Origin of the sequence: Falsirhodobacter algicola (genome assembly GCF_018279165.1) — a bacterium.
GTDB classification, from domain to species: Bacteria; Pseudomonadota; Alphaproteobacteria; order Rhodobacterales; family Rhodobacteraceae; genus Falsirhodobacter; species Falsirhodobacter algicola.
In genome coordinates this window covers 366,696-383,884 of record NZ_CP047289.1, presented here as the reverse complement: position 1 = coordinate 383,884, position 17,189 = coordinate 366,696, and the positions used below count along the sequence as shown (strand labels likewise).

Sequence of the window (17,189 nt, the reverse complement as noted above, 5' to 3'; positions counted from 1 at the left end):
GCCTGATACACAAGGCGGCAGAGCGCTGCAACATAAGCCGCCCCATGCCCGCCGCCAGTGGGCAGATTTCCTCCTTGCGCAGCAGGGCTTTCCCGCTAATTTGGCCACGATGGAACGAACAGGGCGACTTTCCGAAAGACGCTGGCGGTTGCGCGATGCGACGGCCTTGGTTCATCATGCCCTCGACATGGCCGTCGGCAGCTTCGACAGCCTCGACAGCTACCACACCTATCTTCGGGCCAATCACCGGTTCCGCGCGATGATCGACCCCGCCTTGGCCGGGGTGGAGGTGGACGGCTGGCGCCCCCGCACCCTGCTGCCCGCGCTGAACGCCGACATGGCCGATCTGGGCCTGCCGCTGCCGGAGGTCCGGCCCGCGCCGCCGCTGACGGGAAGCGCGCTGCTCGGCTGCCTCTATGTCACCGAAGGGGCGGCGCTCGGCGGGCAGATCCTGTGCCGCCGTGCGGCCACGCTGGGGCTGACGACGGATCACGGCGCGCGGCATCTTGCGGGCGATGCCAGCAGCTGGACGGCCTTCCTCGCCCGACTGGAGGCGGCCGAGGGGTATGACGCGGATGCCGCCGCCGAAGGCGCCATCCTGACATTCGAGTGGGCGCAGGCCGCCTTCGCCAAGGAACCGACATGACAGAGCCTGTCACCCTGACCAATTGCGATCGCGAACCGATCCACATCCCCGGCACGATCCAGCCCTTCGGCGCGATGCTCGCCTTCGACAGCGGCATGGACCTGCTGCGCCAACATTCGGCCAACTGCGCCCAGATCCTCGGGCGCGAGGGCGTGCGCAACGGCGAAAGTCTGGACGACATCTTCACCCCCGCCGTCGCGCGCCAGCTGCGCGCCGCGCGCGAGGTGGCGCTGACGCAGACGCGGCCCGCGCTCGTGTTCGATGTGCCGCTGCGCTCGGGCCGCCGGGTGGACATGGCGCTGCACCGCAACGGCGCCGCCACCATTCTGGAGGTGGAGCCCGCCACCGAAACCCCCTTCCCGCCGCTGCAACTGACGCGGCTGATGATGGACCGCATCGGCGGCATCGTCTCCATGGAGGAGCTGATCGCCGCCGCGACCAAGCTCATCCGGGCGCATCTCGGCTATGACCGCGTGATGGCCTACGAATTCGGCCCCGACGGCGCGGGCCGCGTGATGGCCGAAGAACGGCGCGAGGGGCTGGAAAGCTTCCTCGGTCAGTATTTCCCCGCCGCCGACATTCCGGTGCAGGCGCGGCGGCTCTATCTGGCCAACACCATCCGCCTCATCTCCGACGCCTCGGCCGAACGGGTGCCGATCCTGCCTGAACTCTTCGAAGGCACGCCCCTCGACATGTCGCAGGCGCATCTGCGCTCCGTCTCGCCGGTGCATTGCGAATATCTGCGCAACATGGGCGTGGCGGCGTCGATGTCGATCTCGATCATCGTGGACGGCGCGCTGTGGGGGTTGATCGCCTGCCACCATTACAGCCCCCGCCTGCTGCCCATGGCCGAACGCGTCGCAGCCGAGATGTTCGGCGAGTTTCTGTCGCTGCATCTCGGCACGCTTTTGCGCAAGCGCAAGCTGGACATGGCCGCGAACACCCGCGCGCGTCTGGAACGGCTGTCGCGGCTGGACACGTCGCAGGATGTGCCCGAACTCCTTAGCCAAGGGATCGAGGAACTGTCGGAACTGCTCGATTGCGACGGCATCGCGATCCGCGTCGGCGGCAACCTCTTCACCCGCGGCAGCGTGCCGGACGAAGAGGCGCTGGACACCCTGCTGCCGCTGCTGGAACAGCAAGCGGCGGGCGATGTCTGGGCGACGAACTGCCTTGTCGATCACCTGCCCATCGCCGAATCCTTCCACGACCGCGCGGCGGGGCTTCTGGCGGTTCCCGTCTCGCAATTGCCGCGGGACTGGATCCTGTTCTTCCGGCGCGAGCAGATCCAGACCCTCGTCTGGGCGGGCAACCCCGAAAAGGTGTACGAAACCGGCCCCTTCGGCGACCGGCTGACACCGCGCCGCAGCTTCGAATTGTGGAAGCAGGACGTGCATCGCCGCTGCCGCCCGTGGAACGTGGACGATCTGGAAACCGCCCATGCCCTGCGCACCACGCTGGTGGAGATCGTCCTTCTGCACAACGAACTCCTTAGCGAGGAACGCGCCCGCGCCGATCTGCGCCAGCGCGTGCTGAACGACGAGTTGAACCACCGCGTGAAGAACATCCTGGCCGTCATCAAATCGGTGATCGGCCACCCGGTCGAAGAGGGCCGGACGCTGGAAAGCTATGTCGCGGCACTGAAGGGCCGCATTCAGGCGCTGTCGCATGCCCATGATCAGGTGATGCGCGGCGATGGCGGCGGCTCGCTCCATGCGCTGCTGCAGGCCGAACTCTCCCCCTATCGCGGATCGTCCGAGATCCGGCTGGAGGGGCCGGGCGCCACGCTCGACAGCCGCAGCTTCTCGGTCATGGCGCAGATCCTGCATGAAATGGCGACGAATGCGGCCAAATACGGCGCGCTGTCGCGGCCCGGCGGGCGGCTGGATGTCCGCTGGACCCCCTCTACCGACGGGACATGCCGGTTGACGTGGCGCGAAAGCGGCGGCCCGCCCGTCATCGCGCCCGACCGCAAGGGGTTCGGCTCCCTCTTGCTGGAACGCTCCCTTCCCTTCGATCTCGGCGGCAGCAGCCGCATCGATTACCACCCGAGCGGCGTGGAGGCAGAATTCGTGCTTCCCGGCCGTCATGTACGTTTTGAGGATAAACCATTGCCCACCGACACTCCCACACCCTCCCCCACCGGCATTCCCGAAGAGGCCCATGTCCTTCTGCTGGAGGATCAGCTTCTTATCGCCATGGATGTGGAGGCGATGCTGGAGGAGGCCGGGTTCACCCGCATCTCGCTGGCACGCAACGTCGCGCAGGCGCTGGAGATTCTCGAAACAGGCGGCGTGGAACTGGCGATGCTGGACGTGAACCTCGGCCATGAGACGTCGATCCCCGTCGCCGAGGCGCTGCGCGCCCGCGCCATCCCCTTCGTCTTCGCCACCGGCTATGACGAAGGTTCGGCGCTGCCGGGCGGAATGCAGGACGTGCCCGTGGTGCGCAAACCCTATGACGCCGACAATCTGGTGGAAACGCTCAGCGCCGCCTACCGCGCATGAGAAAAGGGCGCCCCGCTGGGGGCGCCCTTTCCTGAAACACGCTCGAAAGCCTTAGACGGCTTCGGAGATGAACTTGACCGCGTCGCCGAAGGTCTGGATCGTTTCGGCGGCGTCGTCCGGGATCTCGATACCGAACTCTTCTTCGAAGGCCATGACCAGCTCGACGGTGTCGAGGCTGTCAGCGCCCAGATCGTCGATGAACGAGGCGTTCTCGGTCACTTTTTCTTCTTCGACGCCCAGATGCTCGACGACGATCTTCTTCACGCGATCTGCGATGTCGCTCATGTCATTTCCTCATTCGTTGCGGGAGCAGCGGTCCCGTCCCAGTTGTCATGCCCCGAGGGGCGGTTGTCCCGACAGTGCGACGGGGTGCCCCGGTGGCAATGCGCCCCCGTGGTCTCGAAACGCGCTATAGCAAGGGTTATGGGGCAAGGCAAACCCTTTCAAGCGTAATCAGAGCATGGCCATCCCGCCGTTCACATGCAGCGTGGAGCCGGTGACATAACCGGCTTCGGCGCTGGCCAGATACAGCGTCGCCGCGGCGATTTCCGCAGGCGTTCCCATGCGCCCCGAGGGGATCTGCGACAGGATGCGGCCCTTCTGATCGTCGTTCAGCTTGTCCGTCATCGCGGTGGCGATGAAGCCCGGCGCGATGCAATTCACCGTGATCCCCCGGCTGGCCACCTCGAAGGCGAGGCTCTTGGACATGCCAACCATCCCGGCCTTGGCGGCGGAATAGTTTACCTGCCCCGGATTGCCCGTCGCCCCCACGATGGAGGAGATGTTGACGATCCGCCCCCACCGCGCCTTCATCATGCCGCGCAGCACGCCCCGGCACAGCCGGAAGGTGGAGGTCAGGTTCACGTCGATCACCTGCGTCCATTCCTCGTCGGACATGCGCATCGCAAGGTTGTCGCGCGTGATCCCGGCATTGTTCACCAGAATGTCGACCGAGCCCATCGCCTCGGCGGCGGCCTTCGGCAGCGCCTCCACGGCGGCGGCGTCCGAAAGGTTGCAGGGCACGACATGGGCGCGCGCGCCCAGTTCGGCCGCAAGCTCCTGCAGCGGCGCCTCGCGCGTGCCCGACAGCGCGACCGACGCGCCCGCCTTGTGCAGCGCCCGCGCGATGTCCGCGCCGATGCCGCCCGATGCGCCCGTGATCAGCGCGTTCTTACCCGTCAGATCGAACATGTGGTCCTCCTCAAACTGCCAGCGCGGCCTTGGCCGCCGCAACATCCTCGGGCGTGCCGATGGCGCGCGTCTGCGCCCCTTTGGCGATCCGCTTGATCATGCCCGACAGGGCCTTGCCCGCGCCGATCTCCCAGAACTCGGCGACGCCCGCGCCTTCCATATACTGCACCGACTCGCGCCAGCGGACCGATCCCGTGATCTGCGCGATCAGCAGCGCGCGGATGCGGTCGGGTTCGGTCACGGCCTCGGCGCGGACGTTGACGACCACCGGAACCTGCGGCGCCTCGATCGCGACGGCGGCCAGCGCCTCGGACATGGCGGCGGCGGCGGGTTGCATCAGATCGCAATGGAACGGGGCCGAAACCGGCAGCAGCAGGGCGCGCTTGGCCCCGGCCGCCTTGGCAATCTCCATCGCGCGGTTCACGGCGTCCACATGGCCCGAGACCACGACCTGCCCCGGATCGTTGTCGTTGGCGGCTTGGCACACCTCGCCCTGCGCGGCCTCTTCGGCGACGGCATGGACCTGTTCGAAATCGAGGCCGAGGATCGCCGCCATCGCCCCGATCCCCACCGGCACGGCATCCTGCATCGCCGCGCCCCGCGCGCGCAGAAGGCGCGCCGTGTCGGGCAGGCTCAGCGCGCCGGCGGCGCAAAGGGCGGAATATTCACCCAGCGAATGGCCTGCGACGAAATCGGCATCGGCGACGGTGATCCCCTCCGCCTCCAGCGCGCGCATCGCAGCGATGGAGGTCGCCATCAGCGCGGGCTGGGCGTTCAGCGTCAGGGTCAGCGTGTCGATATCGCCATCCCAGATCAGCGCGGACAGGTTTTCCTGAAGCGCCTCGTCCACCTCGTCGAAGACGGCTTTCGCGGCGGGATAGGCGTCGGCCAGTGCACGGCCCATGCCGATGGTCTGGGCACCCTGCCCCGGGAAAACGAACGCACGCATCTGATCAGGCTCCTTTGCGGTTTGAACCGGGATAGCCCGCCCCCGCCCGAACCGCAACCGACCGCAGCGCCCAAGGAAAAGGGGCCGCCCTTTCAGGCGACCCCCGGCTGCATCAGCAGCTGTAGTACATCTGGTACTCGACCGGGTGGGGCGTATGCTCGTAGGCATAGACCTCTTCCCATTTGAGCGCCATGTAGCCCTCAAGCTGGTCCTTGGTGAACACGTCACCGGCCAGCAGGAACTCGTGATCCTTCTCCAGCTCTTCCAGCGCTTCGCGCAGGCTGCCGCAGACGGTCGGGATCGCGGCCAGTTCTTCGGGCGGCAGATCGTAGAGATCCTTGTCCGAAGCCGGGCCCGGGTCGATCTTGTTGCGGATGCCGTCGAGGCCGGCCATCAGCAGCGCCGAGAACGCCAGATACGGGTTCGCCGAGGGATCGGGGAAGCGGGCTTCCACACGTTTGGCCTTCGGCGATTCCGTCCACGGAATACGGACGCAGCCCGAACGGTTGCGCGCGGAATAGGCGCGCAGCACCGGTGCCTCGAAGCCCGGGATCAGCCGTTTGTAGCTGTTGGTCGAGGGGTTGGTGATCGCGTTCAGCGCCTTGGCGTGCTTCAGGATGCCGCCGATGAACCACAGGGCCTCTTGGCTCAGATCGGCATACTTGTCGCCCGCGAAGAGCGGCTTGCCGTCCTTCCAGATCGACATGTTGACGTGCATCCCCGTGCCGTTGTCGCCTTTGATGGGCTTGGGCATGAAGGTGACCGTCTTGCCATAGGCATGGGCCACGTTGTGGATGACGTATTTGTATTTCTGGATGTTGTCGGCCTGCTCGGTCAGCCCGCCGAAGATCATCCCCAGCTCGTGCTGGCAGGAGGCGACCTCGTGGTGGTGCTTGTCGACCTTGATGCCCATGCGCTTCATGGTGGACAGCATCTCGCCGCGCAGATCCTGCGCGTCGTCGATCGGGTTCACCGGGAAGTAGCCGCCCTTCACGCCCGGACGGTGGCCGGTGTTGCCGCCCTCGTAGACGGTGTCGGTGTTCCATGCCGCGTCGATCGCGTCCACTTGGAACGAGACCTTGTTCATGGAGACGGAGTAGCGCACGTCGTCGAAGATGAAGAACTCGGCTTCCGGACCGCAATAGAACGCGTCGCCGATCCCCGAGGATTTCAGATAGGCCTCGGCCTTGACGGCGGTGCCGCGCGGGTCGCGGTCATAGGCTTCGCCCGTGTCCGGTTCCACGACGTTGCAATGCACGCACAGCGTCTTTTCGGCGTAGAACGGGTCGATATAGGCCGATGCCGGATCGGGGATCAGCTTCATGTCGGACTGGTCGATGGACTTCCAGCCAGCGATGGACGAGCCATCGAACATGAAGCCTTCTTCGAAGAAATCTTCGTCGACCAGGTCGGCCACCAGCGTCACGTGCTGCAGCTTGCCCTTGGGGTCGGTAAAGCGGATGTCGACATACTCGACCTCCTCGTCCTGCATCAGGCTCAGAACTTCCTGGACGTTCATAAGGTCGTATCCCTCCGTGATAAACGTGTATTAGACCGCGTCGTCGCCGGTTTCGCCGGTACGGATGCGGATGGCTTGTTCGACCGGGCTGACGAAAATCTTGCCGTCGCCGATTTTCTCCGTGCGGGCCGCGCCGATGATCGCCTCCACCGCAGCATCGACCATGTCGTCGGGGATGACGATCTCGATCTTCACCTTGGGCAGGAAATCCACGACGTATTCGGCACCGCGATACAGCTCGGTATGGCCCTTCTGCCGCCCGAAGCCCTTCACCTCGGTGACGGAGAGACCCTGTACGCCGACCGCCTGAAGCGCTTCCTTCACTTCATCGAGCTTGAACGGCTTGATGATCGCCTCAACTTTCTTCATGCGCCGACTCTCCGTTGTCGTTTTCCGTGACTGACCACTTTCACGGCTCCTCGACAATTGGGGAGGCGGCGGGGATCGCGCGCAAGATGCAAAAGCGCCGCGTGACGGTGTAAATTTAATCTGGCAGCACATTTATTATGCACATTGCGAACACCATGCCGACACGCGGGGCACCGCTTCCCACTTCTGCTGAATTCGGGGGCATCGGGCGGTCTCCCTCTGCCCTCGGCGGGGCAATACCGGGCATGGCCGTGGTGGAGGCGGTGCTGGCCCATTGGCCCGATCTGCGCCACGCCCCGCCTCGCACCCTGATACGGCCCGGCCCGCAGGATGGCGCCCTTGGCGGCGAGATCGCGCGCCAACTTGCGGCGCTCGGCTGGGCGGTGACGGTGGGGGCGCCGGATGCGCCGCCCGAACTGGTGATCGACGTGGGCGGCGGCACCGGCGGGGATTGGCCGGATGCGCGGCGCGTGGCGGTGGACGGGCCGGCGGGGCTCGATCTCGACACCGGGCGGCGCGACGGGCCTTGGGTCCGCGCCGATCTGACCGTGGCGCTTCAGGCCGCGCGGCCGGGGCATTTCCTCGCCGATGGGCCGGAGGCGACGGGCGCGCTGCACATCGTCGATCTGTGCCTTCCGGTGACGGCGGCGCTGCGCCTGTGCGATCCAAACCTTGCGGCGATCGCCAAGACGGGTGGGCACAAGTTCGATTACGGCCATGCGCTGGTGCTGTCGGGCGCGGCGGGGCATGGCGGCGCGGCGCGGATGGCGGCGCGGGCGGCCCTGCGGATCGGCGCGGGGCTGGTGACGCTGCTGCCCCCACGGGACGCCCTGCCCGAACATGCGGCGCGGCTGGACGCGATCATGCTGCGGGGCGTGGAGGGTGCGGCAGACCTCTCCGCCCTGCTGGAGGATCCGCGCGCCAACGCCCTTTGCCTCGGTCCCGGCCTTGGGGTGGCGCGTGCGGCGGCGCTTTTGCCTGCCGCCCTCGGCGCAGATCGCGCCACGGTGCTGGACGCCGACGCCCTGACCGCGTTGGCCCAGACCGATCTCGCGGGGCTGCATCCGCACTGCGTGCTGACCCCCCATCCCGGAGAGTTCCGCCGCCTGTTCCCCGACCTTGCGGACGCCCCCCTCGCAAAGCCGGACGCCGTGCGGCAGGCGGCGGCGCGGGCGGGCTGCACCGTCCTTCTGAAGGGCCACGATACGGTGATCGCGGATCCGTCCGGGCGCGCCGTGCTGGCCCATGCCAGCCATGACCGCGCTGCCCCGTGGCTCGCGACGGCCGGTGCGGGGGATGTGCTGTCGGGCATGATCGCGGGGCTGCTGGCGCGGGGCCTGCCCCCATTCGACGCCGCCGCCACGGCCGCATGGCTGCATGTGGAGGTGGCGCGCGATTTCGGCCCCGGCCTGATCGCCGAGGATCTGCCGGACCGCCTGCCCGCCGTCTTTCGCAAGCTGGGCCTCTGACGCTTTTCCTCTCGCATCCGGCGGGGCGCTTTGCTAGAAGGCCTGCGAACATCGGGCCGCCCATCCGGGCGGCCTGACGGTTTGCGGGTGTGGCGAAATTGGTAGACGCACCAGATTTAGGTTCTGGCGCCGCAAGGCGTGGGGGTTCAAGTCCCTCCACCCGCACCAAGAGAGGTTTGAGAAGGACATCACATGCAGGTCACCGAGACCCTGAACGAAGGTCTGAAACGCAGCTACACCATCACCGTTCCGGCGGCCGAGCTGGATGCCAAGGTGCAGGAAAAGCTGGTCGAGGCGCAGCCCGAGATCGAGATGAAGGGCTTCCGCAAGGGCAAGGTGCCGATGGCCATGCTGAAGAAGCAGTACGGCCCGCGCCTTCTGGGCGACGCGATGCAGGACGCCATCGACGGTGCGATGAAATCGCATTTCGAAGCGACCGGTGATCGCCCCGCGCTGCAACCCGACGTCAAGATGGTCGGCGGCGAAGAATGGGCCGAAGGTCAGGATGTCGTGGTCGAAATGACCTACGAAACCCTGCCGGAAATCCCGGAACTCGACACCTCCTCCGTCACGCTGGAGCGTCTGGTCGTGAAGGCCGACGACGCCTCGGTCGAGGAAGCTCTGAAGAACCTCGCGGCCACCGCGCAGTCCTTCGAGGATCGTCGCAAAGGCTCCAAGGCCAAGGACGGCGACCAGATCGTGATCGACTTCAAGGGTTCGGTCGACGGCGAAGTGTTCGAAGGCGGCACCGCCGAGGACTATCCGCTCGTGCTCGGTTCCGGCTCGTTCATTCCGGGCTTCGAAGAGCAACTCGTCGGCGCCAAGGCCGATGACGATGTCGAAGTGAAGGTCACCTTCCCCGAGAACTACGGCGCCTCGCACCTCGCGGGCAAGGAAGCCCTGTTCGAATGCAAGGTGAAGGCGGTCAAGGCCCCCAAGGAAGCCGAGCTGGACGACGAACTGGCCAAGAAATACGGCGCCGAGGATCTGGCTGGCCTGAAGGCCCAGATCGCACAGCGCCTTGAGGCCGAGTATGCCGGTGCCTCGCGCGCCGTGCTGAAGCGCGCCCTGCTGGACCAACTGGACGGCATGGTCAGCTTCGATCTGCCGCCCTCGCTGGTCGAGGCCGAAGCCGGTCAGATCGCCCACCAGCTCTATCACGAAGAGCATCCGGACGATCACGAGCACAACCACGGCGCGATCGAAGCCACGGACGAGCACAAGAAGCTGGCCGAACGCCGCGTGCGTCTGGGCCTGCTGCTCGCCGAAATCGGTCGCAAGGCCGACGTGCAAGTGACCGATCAGGAAATGACGCAGGCGGTTCTGAACCAAGCCCGTCAATATCCGGGTCAGGAACGCGCCTTCTTCGAGTTCGTGCAGAAGAACCCGCAGATGCAGCAGCAACTGCGCGCGCCGCTCTTCGAAGACAAGGTCGTCGACCACATCGTCTCGGGCGCGACCGTCACGGAGAAAGAAGTGTCCAAGGACGAACTTCAGACCTCCATCGACGCGCTGGACGAAATCTGAGCCGTCTGATCGGGCCGCCCTTCGGGGCGGCCCTTTTCACATCCGCAGGACGGCGCCGGGATTGAGTATCCCATGCGGATCGAGCGCGGCCTTGATCGCCCGCATCGCCGCCAGTTTCACCGGATCCCCATAGCGTTCCAGATCGGCCACCTTCAGCCGCCCCACGCCATGTTCGGCGCTGAAGCTGCCCTCATGCGCGGCCACCAGATCGTGCACGATGCGCGTGATGTCCGCCGCGGCATCGGCGTAATCGCCCCGCACCCGGCCCGCCGCCGGAAAGACGTTGAAATGCAGGTTTCCGTCGCCCAGATGCCCGAAACAGTTGATGCGGATGCCAAAGGGTCGCAGCGCCGCCGCCGCCTCCTCGATGAAGGTCGCGACATGCGACAGCGGCAGCGCGACATCATGGCTCGCGATGGCGCCGATGCGGCGGTTCGCCTCGGGGATCGATTCGCGCAGGGTCCAGATGTCCTGCCGCTGCGCCTCGGATTGGGCCAGAACGCCGTCCTCCACCAGCCCCCGCTCCGCCCCATCGGCAAAGATCGCCTCCAAGAGCGCCGTGCCGTCGAGGCCGGGCGGCAGGCCCAGTTCCATCAGCACCAACCACTCGGCCTTTGGCACGGGGCGGCGCAGGTCGGGCATCGTCTCGGCCAGAAAGCGCAGGCTTTCGCCGGAGATCAGCTCGAACGCCTCCACGAGGCCGGGGGCATGCGCGCCCGCACGGCCCAGCAGCGCCAGCGCGGCCTCGGGATGCGGCACGGTCAGGATCGCGGTCGCATAGGCGGCGGGGCGCGGCAGCAGCTTCAGGCTGGCGGCGGTGATGATCCCGAGCGTGCCCTCCGCCCCGATCAGCAGATGGCGCAGGTCATAGCCGGTGTTGTCCTTGCGCAGCCGCCGCAGCCCGTTCATCACCGAGCCGTCGGCCAGAACCGCCTCCACCCCCAGACACAGCTCGCGCGCGGTGCCATAGCGCAGCACGTTCAGCCCGCCCGCATTGGTGGACAAAAGCCCCCCGATCCGCGCCGACCCTTCGGAGGCGAGCGAGAGCGGAAAGAGCCGCCCCGCCCCTTCGGCGGCCGCCTGCACATCGGCAAGGATCGCCCCCGCCTCGGCCACGAGCACGTTTTCCGAAGGGTGCACGGCGCGGATCGCGGTCATCCGCTCGGTCGACAACAGCAGCGGCAGGGGGCCGTCCGTCATCACCTGCCCGCCCACGAGGCCGGTACCGCCGCCGACCGGCACCACCGCCACCCGCGCGGCATGGCAGGCGGCAAGGATGGTGGACACCTCGGCGGCGCTGCGCGGCAGGGCCACGGCGGCGGCGCGGCCCGGAAACTTGCCGCGCGGCTCGCTCAGATGGCGCGGCTCGGGCGCGCGTAGGGTATCTGGGGGAAGCCGCGCCTCCAGCGCCGCAAGGAAGGTGGTGCCTGCGTCGTTCATCCCGCCCCCGTCCGTCCACGCCGATCGCCCCGCAGCGCGGCATAGAGGACGTGGTTGCGCCAGCGCCCGGCGATCTGAAGATAGCTCTGCGCCACGCCTTCGTATTTGAACCCGCAGCTTTCCAGCACCCCGCGCGAGGCCGCGTTCTCCGGCAGGCAGGCCGCTTCCAGACGGCTGAGGTCCAGCACGGTGAAGGCGTGATGCGTCAGCCCTTGCAGCGCCTCGCGCATGTAGCCCTTGCGGGCGAAGGGCGCGCCCACCCAATAGCCGAGCGTGCCGGCCTGCGCCGGGCCGCGCCGGATGTTGTCGAGCGTGATCGCCCCGACCAAGGCCTGATCCTCGCGCCGGATCAGCACCAGCGGCATCGCAGAGCCGTCGGCGACCGAGCGGGCCGACCAGCCCACCCGATTGGAAAAGGCCCGCCGCGTCAGATGGTCGGGCGACCAGACGGGATCCCATGGCTGAAGGAATTCCGCGCTGCGCGCCCGCAGCCCCGCCCAGCCGGTGTAATCGCTGTGCTGCGGCAGGCGAAGCGTCAGCCGCTCCGTCTCGATCCGGGGGGAACGCCGCAGCCCCAGCATCAGGCAGCGAGCCTCCGTGTGATATCCGCAAGGTCCGGCGCGTCGCCCACCTGCCCATACATCGCAAGGGCGGCGGGCGCGGTCAGCAGACGGCCGCCATAGGCCCGCACGTCGCGTGTCGTTACCGCGTCGATCTGGGCCACCACCTCGTCGACATCCGGCACCCGGCCCCAGACGGCCAGCAGCCGCGCAAGCCGTTCGCAGCGCGAGGACGGGTTTTCGAGGCCCATCAGCATCCCGGCCTTCATCTGCGCGCGGGCGCGGGCCACCTCGGCCTCGGTCATGTCATCGGCGGCGCGGCGCAACTCGTCGATGGTCAGCCCCGTCAGATCGCCCAGATCCGCCGCCGAGGTGCCGGAGTAGATCGTCATCTGCCCCGTATCCTCATAGGCGCCGGCTTGGGCGAAGATGGTGTAGCAGAGGCCCCGCTCTTCGCGGATCTTCTGGAACAGCCGCGAGGACATGCCCCCGCCCATCGCCATTGCATAGACCTGCGCGGCATAGACATCGGCATCGCGGTAGGCCGGCGCGGCGAAGGAGAGCGCGAAATGCGCCTGCTCCAGCGTCTTGATCTCGCGCCGTTCCCCGCCGGTGAAATGGGCGGTTTCGGTGCCGGAGGCGCGACCCGCGGTCATATGGCCGACCAGCGCCTCGGCCTGCGCCACGATCCGGTCGTGATCGACCGCACCTGCGGCGGCAAGGATCATCCGCTCCGGGCCGTAATGCTCGGCGACGAAGGCGCGCAGATCCTCGCGCGTGAAGCTTGCCACCCGCTCCTCGGGGCCGAGGATGGTGCGCCCGAAGGCCTGCCCCGGATAGGAGACTTCGTGCAGCCAGTCGAAGATGATGTCGTCCGGCGTGTCCAGCGCCTGACCGATCTCCTGCAGGATCACCCCACGCTCCACCTCGATCTCGCGCGGATCGAAGGTCGGGTTCAGAAGGATGTCCGCGATCACGTCCAGCGCCAGCGGCACGTCGTCTTCCAGCACGCGGGCGTAGTAGGCGGTCATCTCGCGGCTGGTATAGGCGTTGATATATCCGCCCACATCCTCGATCTCCTCGGCGATGCGCAGGGCGCTGCGGCGCTTCGTGCCCTTGAAGGCCATATGCTCAAGGAAATGCGCGATGCCGTTCTGGGGCGCGCGTTCGTGCCGCCCGCCCGCCGTGATCCATATCCCGACCGAGGCCGATTTCAGCCCCGGCATATTCTCGGTCACGATGCGGAAGCCGTTGGAGAGTGTGGTGAGACGAAGGCTCAACGGCCGGTCCTTTCGCGGATGAGGGATTGCAGCGCCGCCAGATCGTTCGGCACGCGGGTGACGCGTTCGGCGCGGGTGAAGAGGTCGGCCATATGCGGCGGCAGTTCCGGGCGGACGGCGCCCGCAGCCTCCACGGCGTCGGGGAACTTGGCGGGATGGGCGGTGGCCAGCGTGATCATCGGCACCGCGCCCAGATGCGCCTCGGCCACGGCCACGCCGACGGCGGTGTGCGGGCAGAGAAGCTCTCCGGTGCGGGCCAGAACGCTGCGGATCGTCGCCGTCGTCTCTTCTTCGGATACGCGGCCCGACACGAACGCCTCGCCCAAGGCCTGAAGCGCGCCCTGACTGATGGTGAAGCCGCCCTCCTTCAGTTCGGCCATCAGCTGGGCCACGGCCGCGCCGTCGCCGTCATAGGCGTAGAACAGCGCCCGCTCGAAGTTCGAGGAGACCTGAATGTCCATCGACGGGCTCATGGAAGGTTTCACCCCGTCCGGGCGGTATTCGCCGCCCGAGAGCGCGCGGTGCAGGATGTCGTTCTGGTTCGTCGCCACGACCAGCCGTTCGATTGGCAGGCCCATGCGGCGGGCGATGTAACCGGCGAACACATCGCCGAAATTGCCCGTCGGCACGGTGAAGCTGACCGGCCGATGCGGCGCGCCGAGGGCGGTGGCGGCGGTGAAGTAATAGACGACCTGCGCCAGCACCCGCGCCCAGTTGATGGAGTTCACGCCCGCCAGCCCCACCGCATCGCGGAAGGCGAAATCGTTGAACATGTCCTTCACGCGGGCCTGACAATCGTCGAAATCGCCATCCAGCGCCAGCGCATGCACATTCGCCTCGGCCGGGGTGGTCATCTGGCGACGCTGCACCTCGGACACGCGGCCATGGGGGAAGAGGATGACGACATCCACGTTCTCCAGCCCCTTGAACGCCTCGATCGCGGCCGATCCGGTATCGCCCGAGGTGGCCCCGACGATGGTGATCCGCTGCCCCGATTTCGCCAGCGCGGCCTGCATCAGCTGACCGATCAGCTGCATGGCGAAGTCCTTGAAGGCCAGCGTCGGGCCGTGGAACAGCTCCAGCAGGAAATGGTTCGCGTCCAGCTGCACCAGCGGCGCGCGGGCGGCATGGGCAAAGCCCTCGTAGGCGGCGGCGATCAGGCCGCGCAGTTCGCCATCCTCGAACGTGTCGCCGGTAAAGGGACGGATGACGCGGAACACCACCTCTTCGTAGGGCAGTCCGGCAAGGGCCGCGATCTCCTCGGCCGCGAAGGCGGGAATCGTCTCGGGCAGATAGAGGCCGCCGTCGCGGGCCAGCCCCGTCATCATCGCTTCGTCAAAGGTCAGCACCGGGGCCGTCCCGCGGGTGGAGATGTATTTCATTGCGTCAGATGTCCTCCGTCATGCCGCTTGATACGCCACTGCGCCAGCACTGTCATCCCCGCCAGCACCAGCGCCAGCGCGAAGATCGCAAGGGCGAGCCGCCCGTGCCGCCCCGCCCCCACCGACGGATCGAGCGGCATGGGAATGATCCCGTCGCCCGTCGGCGTGTCCGCCACGATCATCACGGGCGCGGCCCCCGCGCGGTTCGCCAGCGCGCCGATCCCGCTGGGCCAATCGAGGCGGCCGTTCACCTCCACCCGTGTCGCCACCAGCGGATCGCCTCGCCACGCGGCATAGATGAACCCGCGATCCAAGAGCAGGCGGCGGCCCTCCACCTCCAGCGGTTGGATCACGCGAAAGCCCGGCCCCATGGTGGGATGATCGACCGCGACATAGGCCGCATCGCCCGCCAGAACGCCCTGCACGCGCACGCGGCGGTAGAGGTCCCGCTTCGGCTCGGGCGCGTCCGGCAGGGCGTCGGGGATGTCCCCGGCGCGGGCGGCGGCAAGGGCGAGGCGCGCGCGTTCGGCCTGATCCTCGCGGACCTGCCATGCCCCGGCAAAGAGGCACAGCAGCGCCAAGCCCCCCAGAAGGACGGTCCAGCGCCTCATGCGAGCCACATCGCGGCCTGAAGGAGCGCGCAAAGGCCCGCCACCCCGATCCACCCCATCACCGCCAGCGTCAGCGCGGTGCGCCCGGCCCCGCGCAAGCCAATGAGCGCGGCCAGCCCCAGCCCCAGATTGATGAGGCGCAGCCCCATCGGCAGGATCGGCGCGCCGAGATGCAGGGCATAGCCCTCCGCCCCCGCCGCCAGCAGCCCGAGGGCGATCGCAACCAGCAGAAGCGGCCCCCGATCCTGCCGCACATCGAGCGCCGCCCGCGCCAGAGCGGCCGAGGCGATGGCGGCCAAGGTGGTGATCGCGGACAGATGGCGACCCCCATCGCCCGGCAGAACAAAGGACGCAACGTCAATGGGTTGGGCGAACATGTTGCGGCACAGGATGAACCAGCCGAGCGCCAGCCCAGCCTCGGCCAGAAGCGCGATCAGCGCGGCATTGCGCAGCCAGCCCGGCGCGCCCGGCGGCACCTGCCGCCCCCACCACAGATGCAGCGCCGCCACCAGCGCGGCCCCTCCGGCCGCGCCCGGCCATGCCACCGGCGCGGCCGCCAGCAGCACCAGACCTGCAAGGCCAGTCATGGGCATCAGAACGCTTCGATCCGTCAAACGATCCCCTCCGCACATCGCGCGCGCCACCTTAGGCACAGCCCGCAAGCGGCGGCAAGATCATGGCAGGGGGGCGAATTTCGCAAGGGCGATCAGGAACAGCAGCACCGCGAACCCCGCCAGCACGAGCGCGAGCGCCCGGTCGCGGCCCATCACCAGCCCCCGTAGCCGAAGGGACGCAGCGCCGCCTCGGCCAGAAAGGCCCCGAAATGCGCCGCCAAATACAGCAGCGAGAAGGCGAAGACGCGCTTTTCCACCCGGTAGCCGTCGACCTCGGCCACGGGTTCGTCCCGCCGCCAGATCCGCCAGCAGCCCGCGATGAACACCGCGTTCGACAGCACCGCCACCGCAAGGTAGATCGGCCCGCCGATGGAGGTGAAGCCCGCCCCGATCGCCACCGGCGCCAGCAGCAGCGCATAGATCAGCACATGCGCCCGCGTCGCCCGCCGCCCATGCGTCACCGTCAGCATCGGCACGCCCGCATCGCGGTAATCGGATTTCATGAACAGCGCCAGCGCCCAGAAATGCGGCGGCGTCCACATGAAGATGAGCGCGAACATCAGCACGCTTTCCACCGACACGCCGCCCGTCGCGACCGCCCAGCCGATCATGGGCGGAAAGGCTCCGGCCGCGCCGCCGATGACGATGTTCTGCGGCGTCAGACGTTTGAGCCACATGGAATAGATGACGACATAGAAGAAGATCGTGAAGGCAAGGAACGCCCCCGCGAACCAGTTCGCCGTCAGCCCCAGCATCACGACCGACACCGCCGCCAGCACCAGCCCGAACCACATCGCATCGCGCGGCGCGATGCGGCCCGACGGGATCGGGCGGCTTTGGGTGCGTTTCATGATGGCGTCGATATCGGCATCCCACCACATGTTCAGCGCGCCCGAAGCGCCGCCGCCAAGGGCGATGAACAGGATGGAGGCGAAACCGATCACCGGGTTCACCCCGACCGGCGCGACCAAAAGCCCGACGAAAGCGGTGAACACCACCAGCGTCATCACGCGCGGTTTCAGCAGCGCGAACCAGTCGGCCGGCGCGGTCTGTGCCTCGAAACTGCGGATGTCGCTCATCGTGCTCCTCCGGGGGGTATGGGCGGGACATAGCGGCGGGCCTGCG

16 protein-coding genes and 1 tRNA gene are annotated in these 17,189 nt (G+C 67.6%); 5 read left to right on the top strand and 12 right to left on the bottom strand.

The genetic code is table 11. The annotated features are described in order from the left end of the window. The first annotated feature begins 166 nt into the window (after positions 1-166). Together GR316_RS01950 and GR316_RS01945 are read left to right on the top strand one after the other, a co-directional pair. Positions 167-646 carry a biliverdin-producing heme oxygenase gene (locus tag GR316_RS01950; RefSeq protein ID WP_211784392.1) on the top strand — a complete coding sequence of 160 codons (480 nt, stop codon included), beginning with the start codon at positions 167-169 and terminating at the stop codon, positions 644-646. Continuing rightward, positions 643-3,153, top strand: a complete 2,511-nt coding sequence (locus GR316_RS01945; RefSeq protein ID WP_211784391.1) for an HWE histidine kinase domain-containing protein — start codon at positions 643-645, stop codon at positions 3,151-3,153. The genes GR316_RS01950 and GR316_RS01945 overlap by 4 nt, the downstream gene beginning before the upstream one ends. A 51-nt stretch (positions 3,154-3,204) precedes the next feature. On the opposite strand, the gene GR316_RS01940 is transcribed toward GR316_RS01945, so the two are convergent. The 5 genes from GR316_RS01940 to GR316_RS01920 form a co-directional block, all read right to left on the bottom strand. Then, positions 3,205-3,438, bottom strand: a complete 234-nt coding sequence (locus GR316_RS01940) for an acyl carrier protein (protein ID WP_045389136.1) — start codon at positions 3,436-3,438, stop codon at positions 3,205-3,207. A 168-nt stretch (positions 3,439-3,606) separates the two neighbouring features. Next, positions 3,607-4,344, bottom strand: a complete 738-nt coding sequence (gene fabG, locus GR316_RS01935) for a 3-oxoacyl-ACP reductase FabG (RefSeq protein ID WP_211784390.1) — start codon at positions 4,342-4,344, stop codon at positions 3,607-3,609. A gap of 10 nt (positions 4,345-4,354) precedes the next feature. Further along, the gene (gene fabD, locus GR316_RS01930) at positions 4,355-5,293 is read right to left on the bottom strand and encodes an ACP S-malonyltransferase (RefSeq protein WP_211784389.1); all 939 of its coding nucleotides are present in this window, start codon (positions 5,291-5,293) and stop codon (positions 4,355-4,357) included. A gap of 112 nt (positions 5,294-5,405) precedes the next feature. Then, positions 5,406-6,812: a type I glutamate--ammonia ligase gene (gene glnA / locus GR316_RS01925; RefSeq protein ID WP_211784388.1), complete on the bottom strand. Its 1,407-nt coding sequence runs from the start codon at positions 6,810-6,812 to the stop codon at positions 5,406-5,408. Positions 6,813-6,842: 30 nt separating this feature from the next. After that, positions 6,843-7,181, bottom strand: coding sequence for a P-II family nitrogen regulator (locus GR316_RS01920; protein WP_211784387.1), 339 nt, complete (start codon positions 7,179-7,181; stop codon positions 6,843-6,845). A gap of 245 nt (positions 7,182-7,426) precedes the next feature. Between GR316_RS01920 and GR316_RS01915 the strand changes: the two genes are divergently transcribed. The 3 genes from GR316_RS01915 (at position 7,427) to tig (ending at position 10,177) form a co-directional block, all read left to right on the top strand. After that, positions 7,427-8,650, top strand: coding sequence for an NAD(P)H-hydrate dehydratase (locus GR316_RS01915; protein ID WP_249218791.1), 1,224 nt, complete (start codon positions 7,427-7,429; stop codon positions 8,648-8,650). Positions 8,651-8,733: 83 nt separating this feature from the next. Next, positions 8,734-8,818, top strand: a tRNA-Leu gene (locus GR316_RS01910). Between the two features lie 24 nt (positions 8,819-8,842). Beyond that, a complete protein-coding gene (tig, locus tag GR316_RS01905) occupies positions 8,843-10,177 on the top strand; it encodes a trigger factor (protein ID WP_211784385.1) in 1,335 nt (444 codons plus the stop codon). 36 nt (positions 10,178-10,213) lie between these two features. Here the strand turns inward: tig and GR316_RS01900 are convergent, their stop codons facing one another. The 7 genes from GR316_RS01900 to cyoE form a co-directional block, all read right to left on the bottom strand. Then, on the bottom strand, positions 10,214-11,617 hold the full coding sequence (locus tag GR316_RS01900; protein ID WP_211784384.1) for an FAD-binding oxidoreductase: 1,404 nt from the start codon (positions 11,615-11,617) through the stop codon (positions 10,214-10,216). Beyond that, on the bottom strand, positions 11,614-12,198 hold the full coding sequence (locus tag GR316_RS01895) for a GNAT family N-acetyltransferase (RefSeq protein ID WP_211784383.1): 585 nt from the start codon (positions 12,196-12,198) through the stop codon (positions 11,614-11,616). The genes GR316_RS01900 and GR316_RS01895 overlap by 4 nt, the downstream gene beginning before the upstream one ends. Continuing rightward, on the bottom strand, positions 12,198-13,457 hold the full coding sequence (locus tag GR316_RS01890) for a M16 family metallopeptidase (RefSeq protein WP_211784382.1): 1,260 nt from the start codon (positions 13,455-13,457) through the stop codon (positions 12,198-12,200). The genes GR316_RS01895 and GR316_RS01890 overlap by 1 nt, the downstream gene beginning before the upstream one ends. Then, the gene (gene thrC / locus GR316_RS01885; RefSeq protein WP_211784381.1) at positions 13,454-14,839 is read right to left on the bottom strand and encodes a threonine synthase; all 1,386 of its coding nucleotides are present in this window, start codon (positions 14,837-14,839) and stop codon (positions 13,454-13,456) included. Before thrC ends, GR316_RS01890 begins: the two co-directional genes overlap by 4 nt. Continuing rightward, complete coding sequence (locus GR316_RS01880) at positions 14,836-15,450, bottom strand: SURF1 family cytochrome oxidase biogenesis protein (RefSeq protein WP_211784380.1); 615 nt, start codon at positions 15,448-15,450, stop codon at positions 14,836-14,838. Before GR316_RS01880 ends, thrC begins: the two co-directional genes overlap by 4 nt. Next, on the bottom strand, positions 15,447-16,043 hold the full coding sequence (locus GR316_RS01875) for a hypothetical protein (RefSeq protein WP_211784379.1): 597 nt from the start codon (positions 16,041-16,043) through the stop codon (positions 15,447-15,449). The genes GR316_RS01880 and GR316_RS01875 overlap by 4 nt, the downstream gene beginning before the upstream one ends. A 173-nt stretch (positions 16,044-16,216) precedes the next feature. Continuing rightward, on the bottom strand, positions 16,217-17,143 hold the full coding sequence (gene cyoE, locus GR316_RS01870) for a heme o synthase (protein ID WP_211784378.1): 927 nt from the start codon (positions 17,141-17,143) through the stop codon (positions 16,217-16,219). Positions 17,144-17,189 lie beyond the last annotated feature (46 nt).

What these genes read in the sequence shown, in the direction of transcription:
- GR316_RS01945 (WP_211784391.1), top strand. Translation starts at nt 643, where the DNA reads ATGACAGAGCCTGTCACCCTGACCAATTGCGATCGCGAACCGATCCAC.
- GR316_RS01940 (WP_045389136.1), bottom strand. Translation starts at nt 3,438, where the DNA reads ATGAGCGACATCGCAGATCGCGTGAAGAAGATCGTCGTCGAGCATCTG.
- fabG (WP_211784390.1), bottom strand. Translation starts at nt 4,344, where the DNA reads ATGTTCGATCTGACGGGTAAGAACGCGCTGATCACGGGCGCATCGGGC.
- fabD (WP_211784389.1), bottom strand. Translation starts at nt 5,293, where the DNA reads ATGCGTGCGTTCGTTTTCCCGGGGCAGGGTGCCCAGACCATCGGCATG.
- glnA (WP_211784388.1), bottom strand. Translation starts at nt 6,812, where the DNA reads ATGAACGTCCAGGAAGTTCTGAGCCTGATGCAGGACGAGGAGGTCGAG.
- GR316_RS01920 (WP_211784387.1), bottom strand. Translation starts at nt 7,181, where the DNA reads ATGAAGAAAGTTGAGGCGATCATCAAGCCGTTCAAGCTCGATGAAGTG.
- GR316_RS01915 (WP_249218791.1), top strand. Translation starts at nt 7,427, where the DNA reads ATGGCCGTGGTGGAGGCGGTGCTGGCCCATTGGCCCGATCTGCGCCAC.
- tig (WP_211784385.1), top strand. Translation starts at nt 8,843, where the DNA reads ATGCAGGTCACCGAGACCCTGAACGAAGGTCTGAAACGCAGCTACACC.
- GR316_RS01900 (WP_211784384.1), bottom strand. Translation starts at nt 11,617, where the DNA reads ATGAACGACGCAGGCACCACCTTCCTTGCGGCGCTGGAGGCGCGGCTT.
- GR316_RS01895 (WP_211784383.1), bottom strand. Translation starts at nt 12,198, where the DNA reads ATGCTGGGGCTGCGGCGTTCCCCCCGGATCGAGACGGAGCGGCTGACG.
- thrC (WP_211784381.1), bottom strand. Translation starts at nt 14,839, where the DNA reads ATGAAATACATCTCCACCCGCGGGACGGCCCCGGTGCTGACCTTTGAC.
- GR316_RS01880 (WP_211784380.1), bottom strand. Translation starts at nt 15,450, where the DNA reads ATGAGGCGCTGGACCGTCCTTCTGGGGGGCTTGGCGCTGCTGTGCCTC.
- GR316_RS01875 (WP_211784379.1), bottom strand. Translation starts at nt 16,043, where the DNA reads ATGCCCATGACTGGCCTTGCAGGTCTGGTGCTGCTGGCGGCCGCGCCG.
- cyoE (WP_211784378.1), bottom strand. Translation starts at nt 17,143, where the DNA reads ATGAGCGACATCCGCAGTTTCGAGGCACAGACCGCGCCGGCCGACTGG.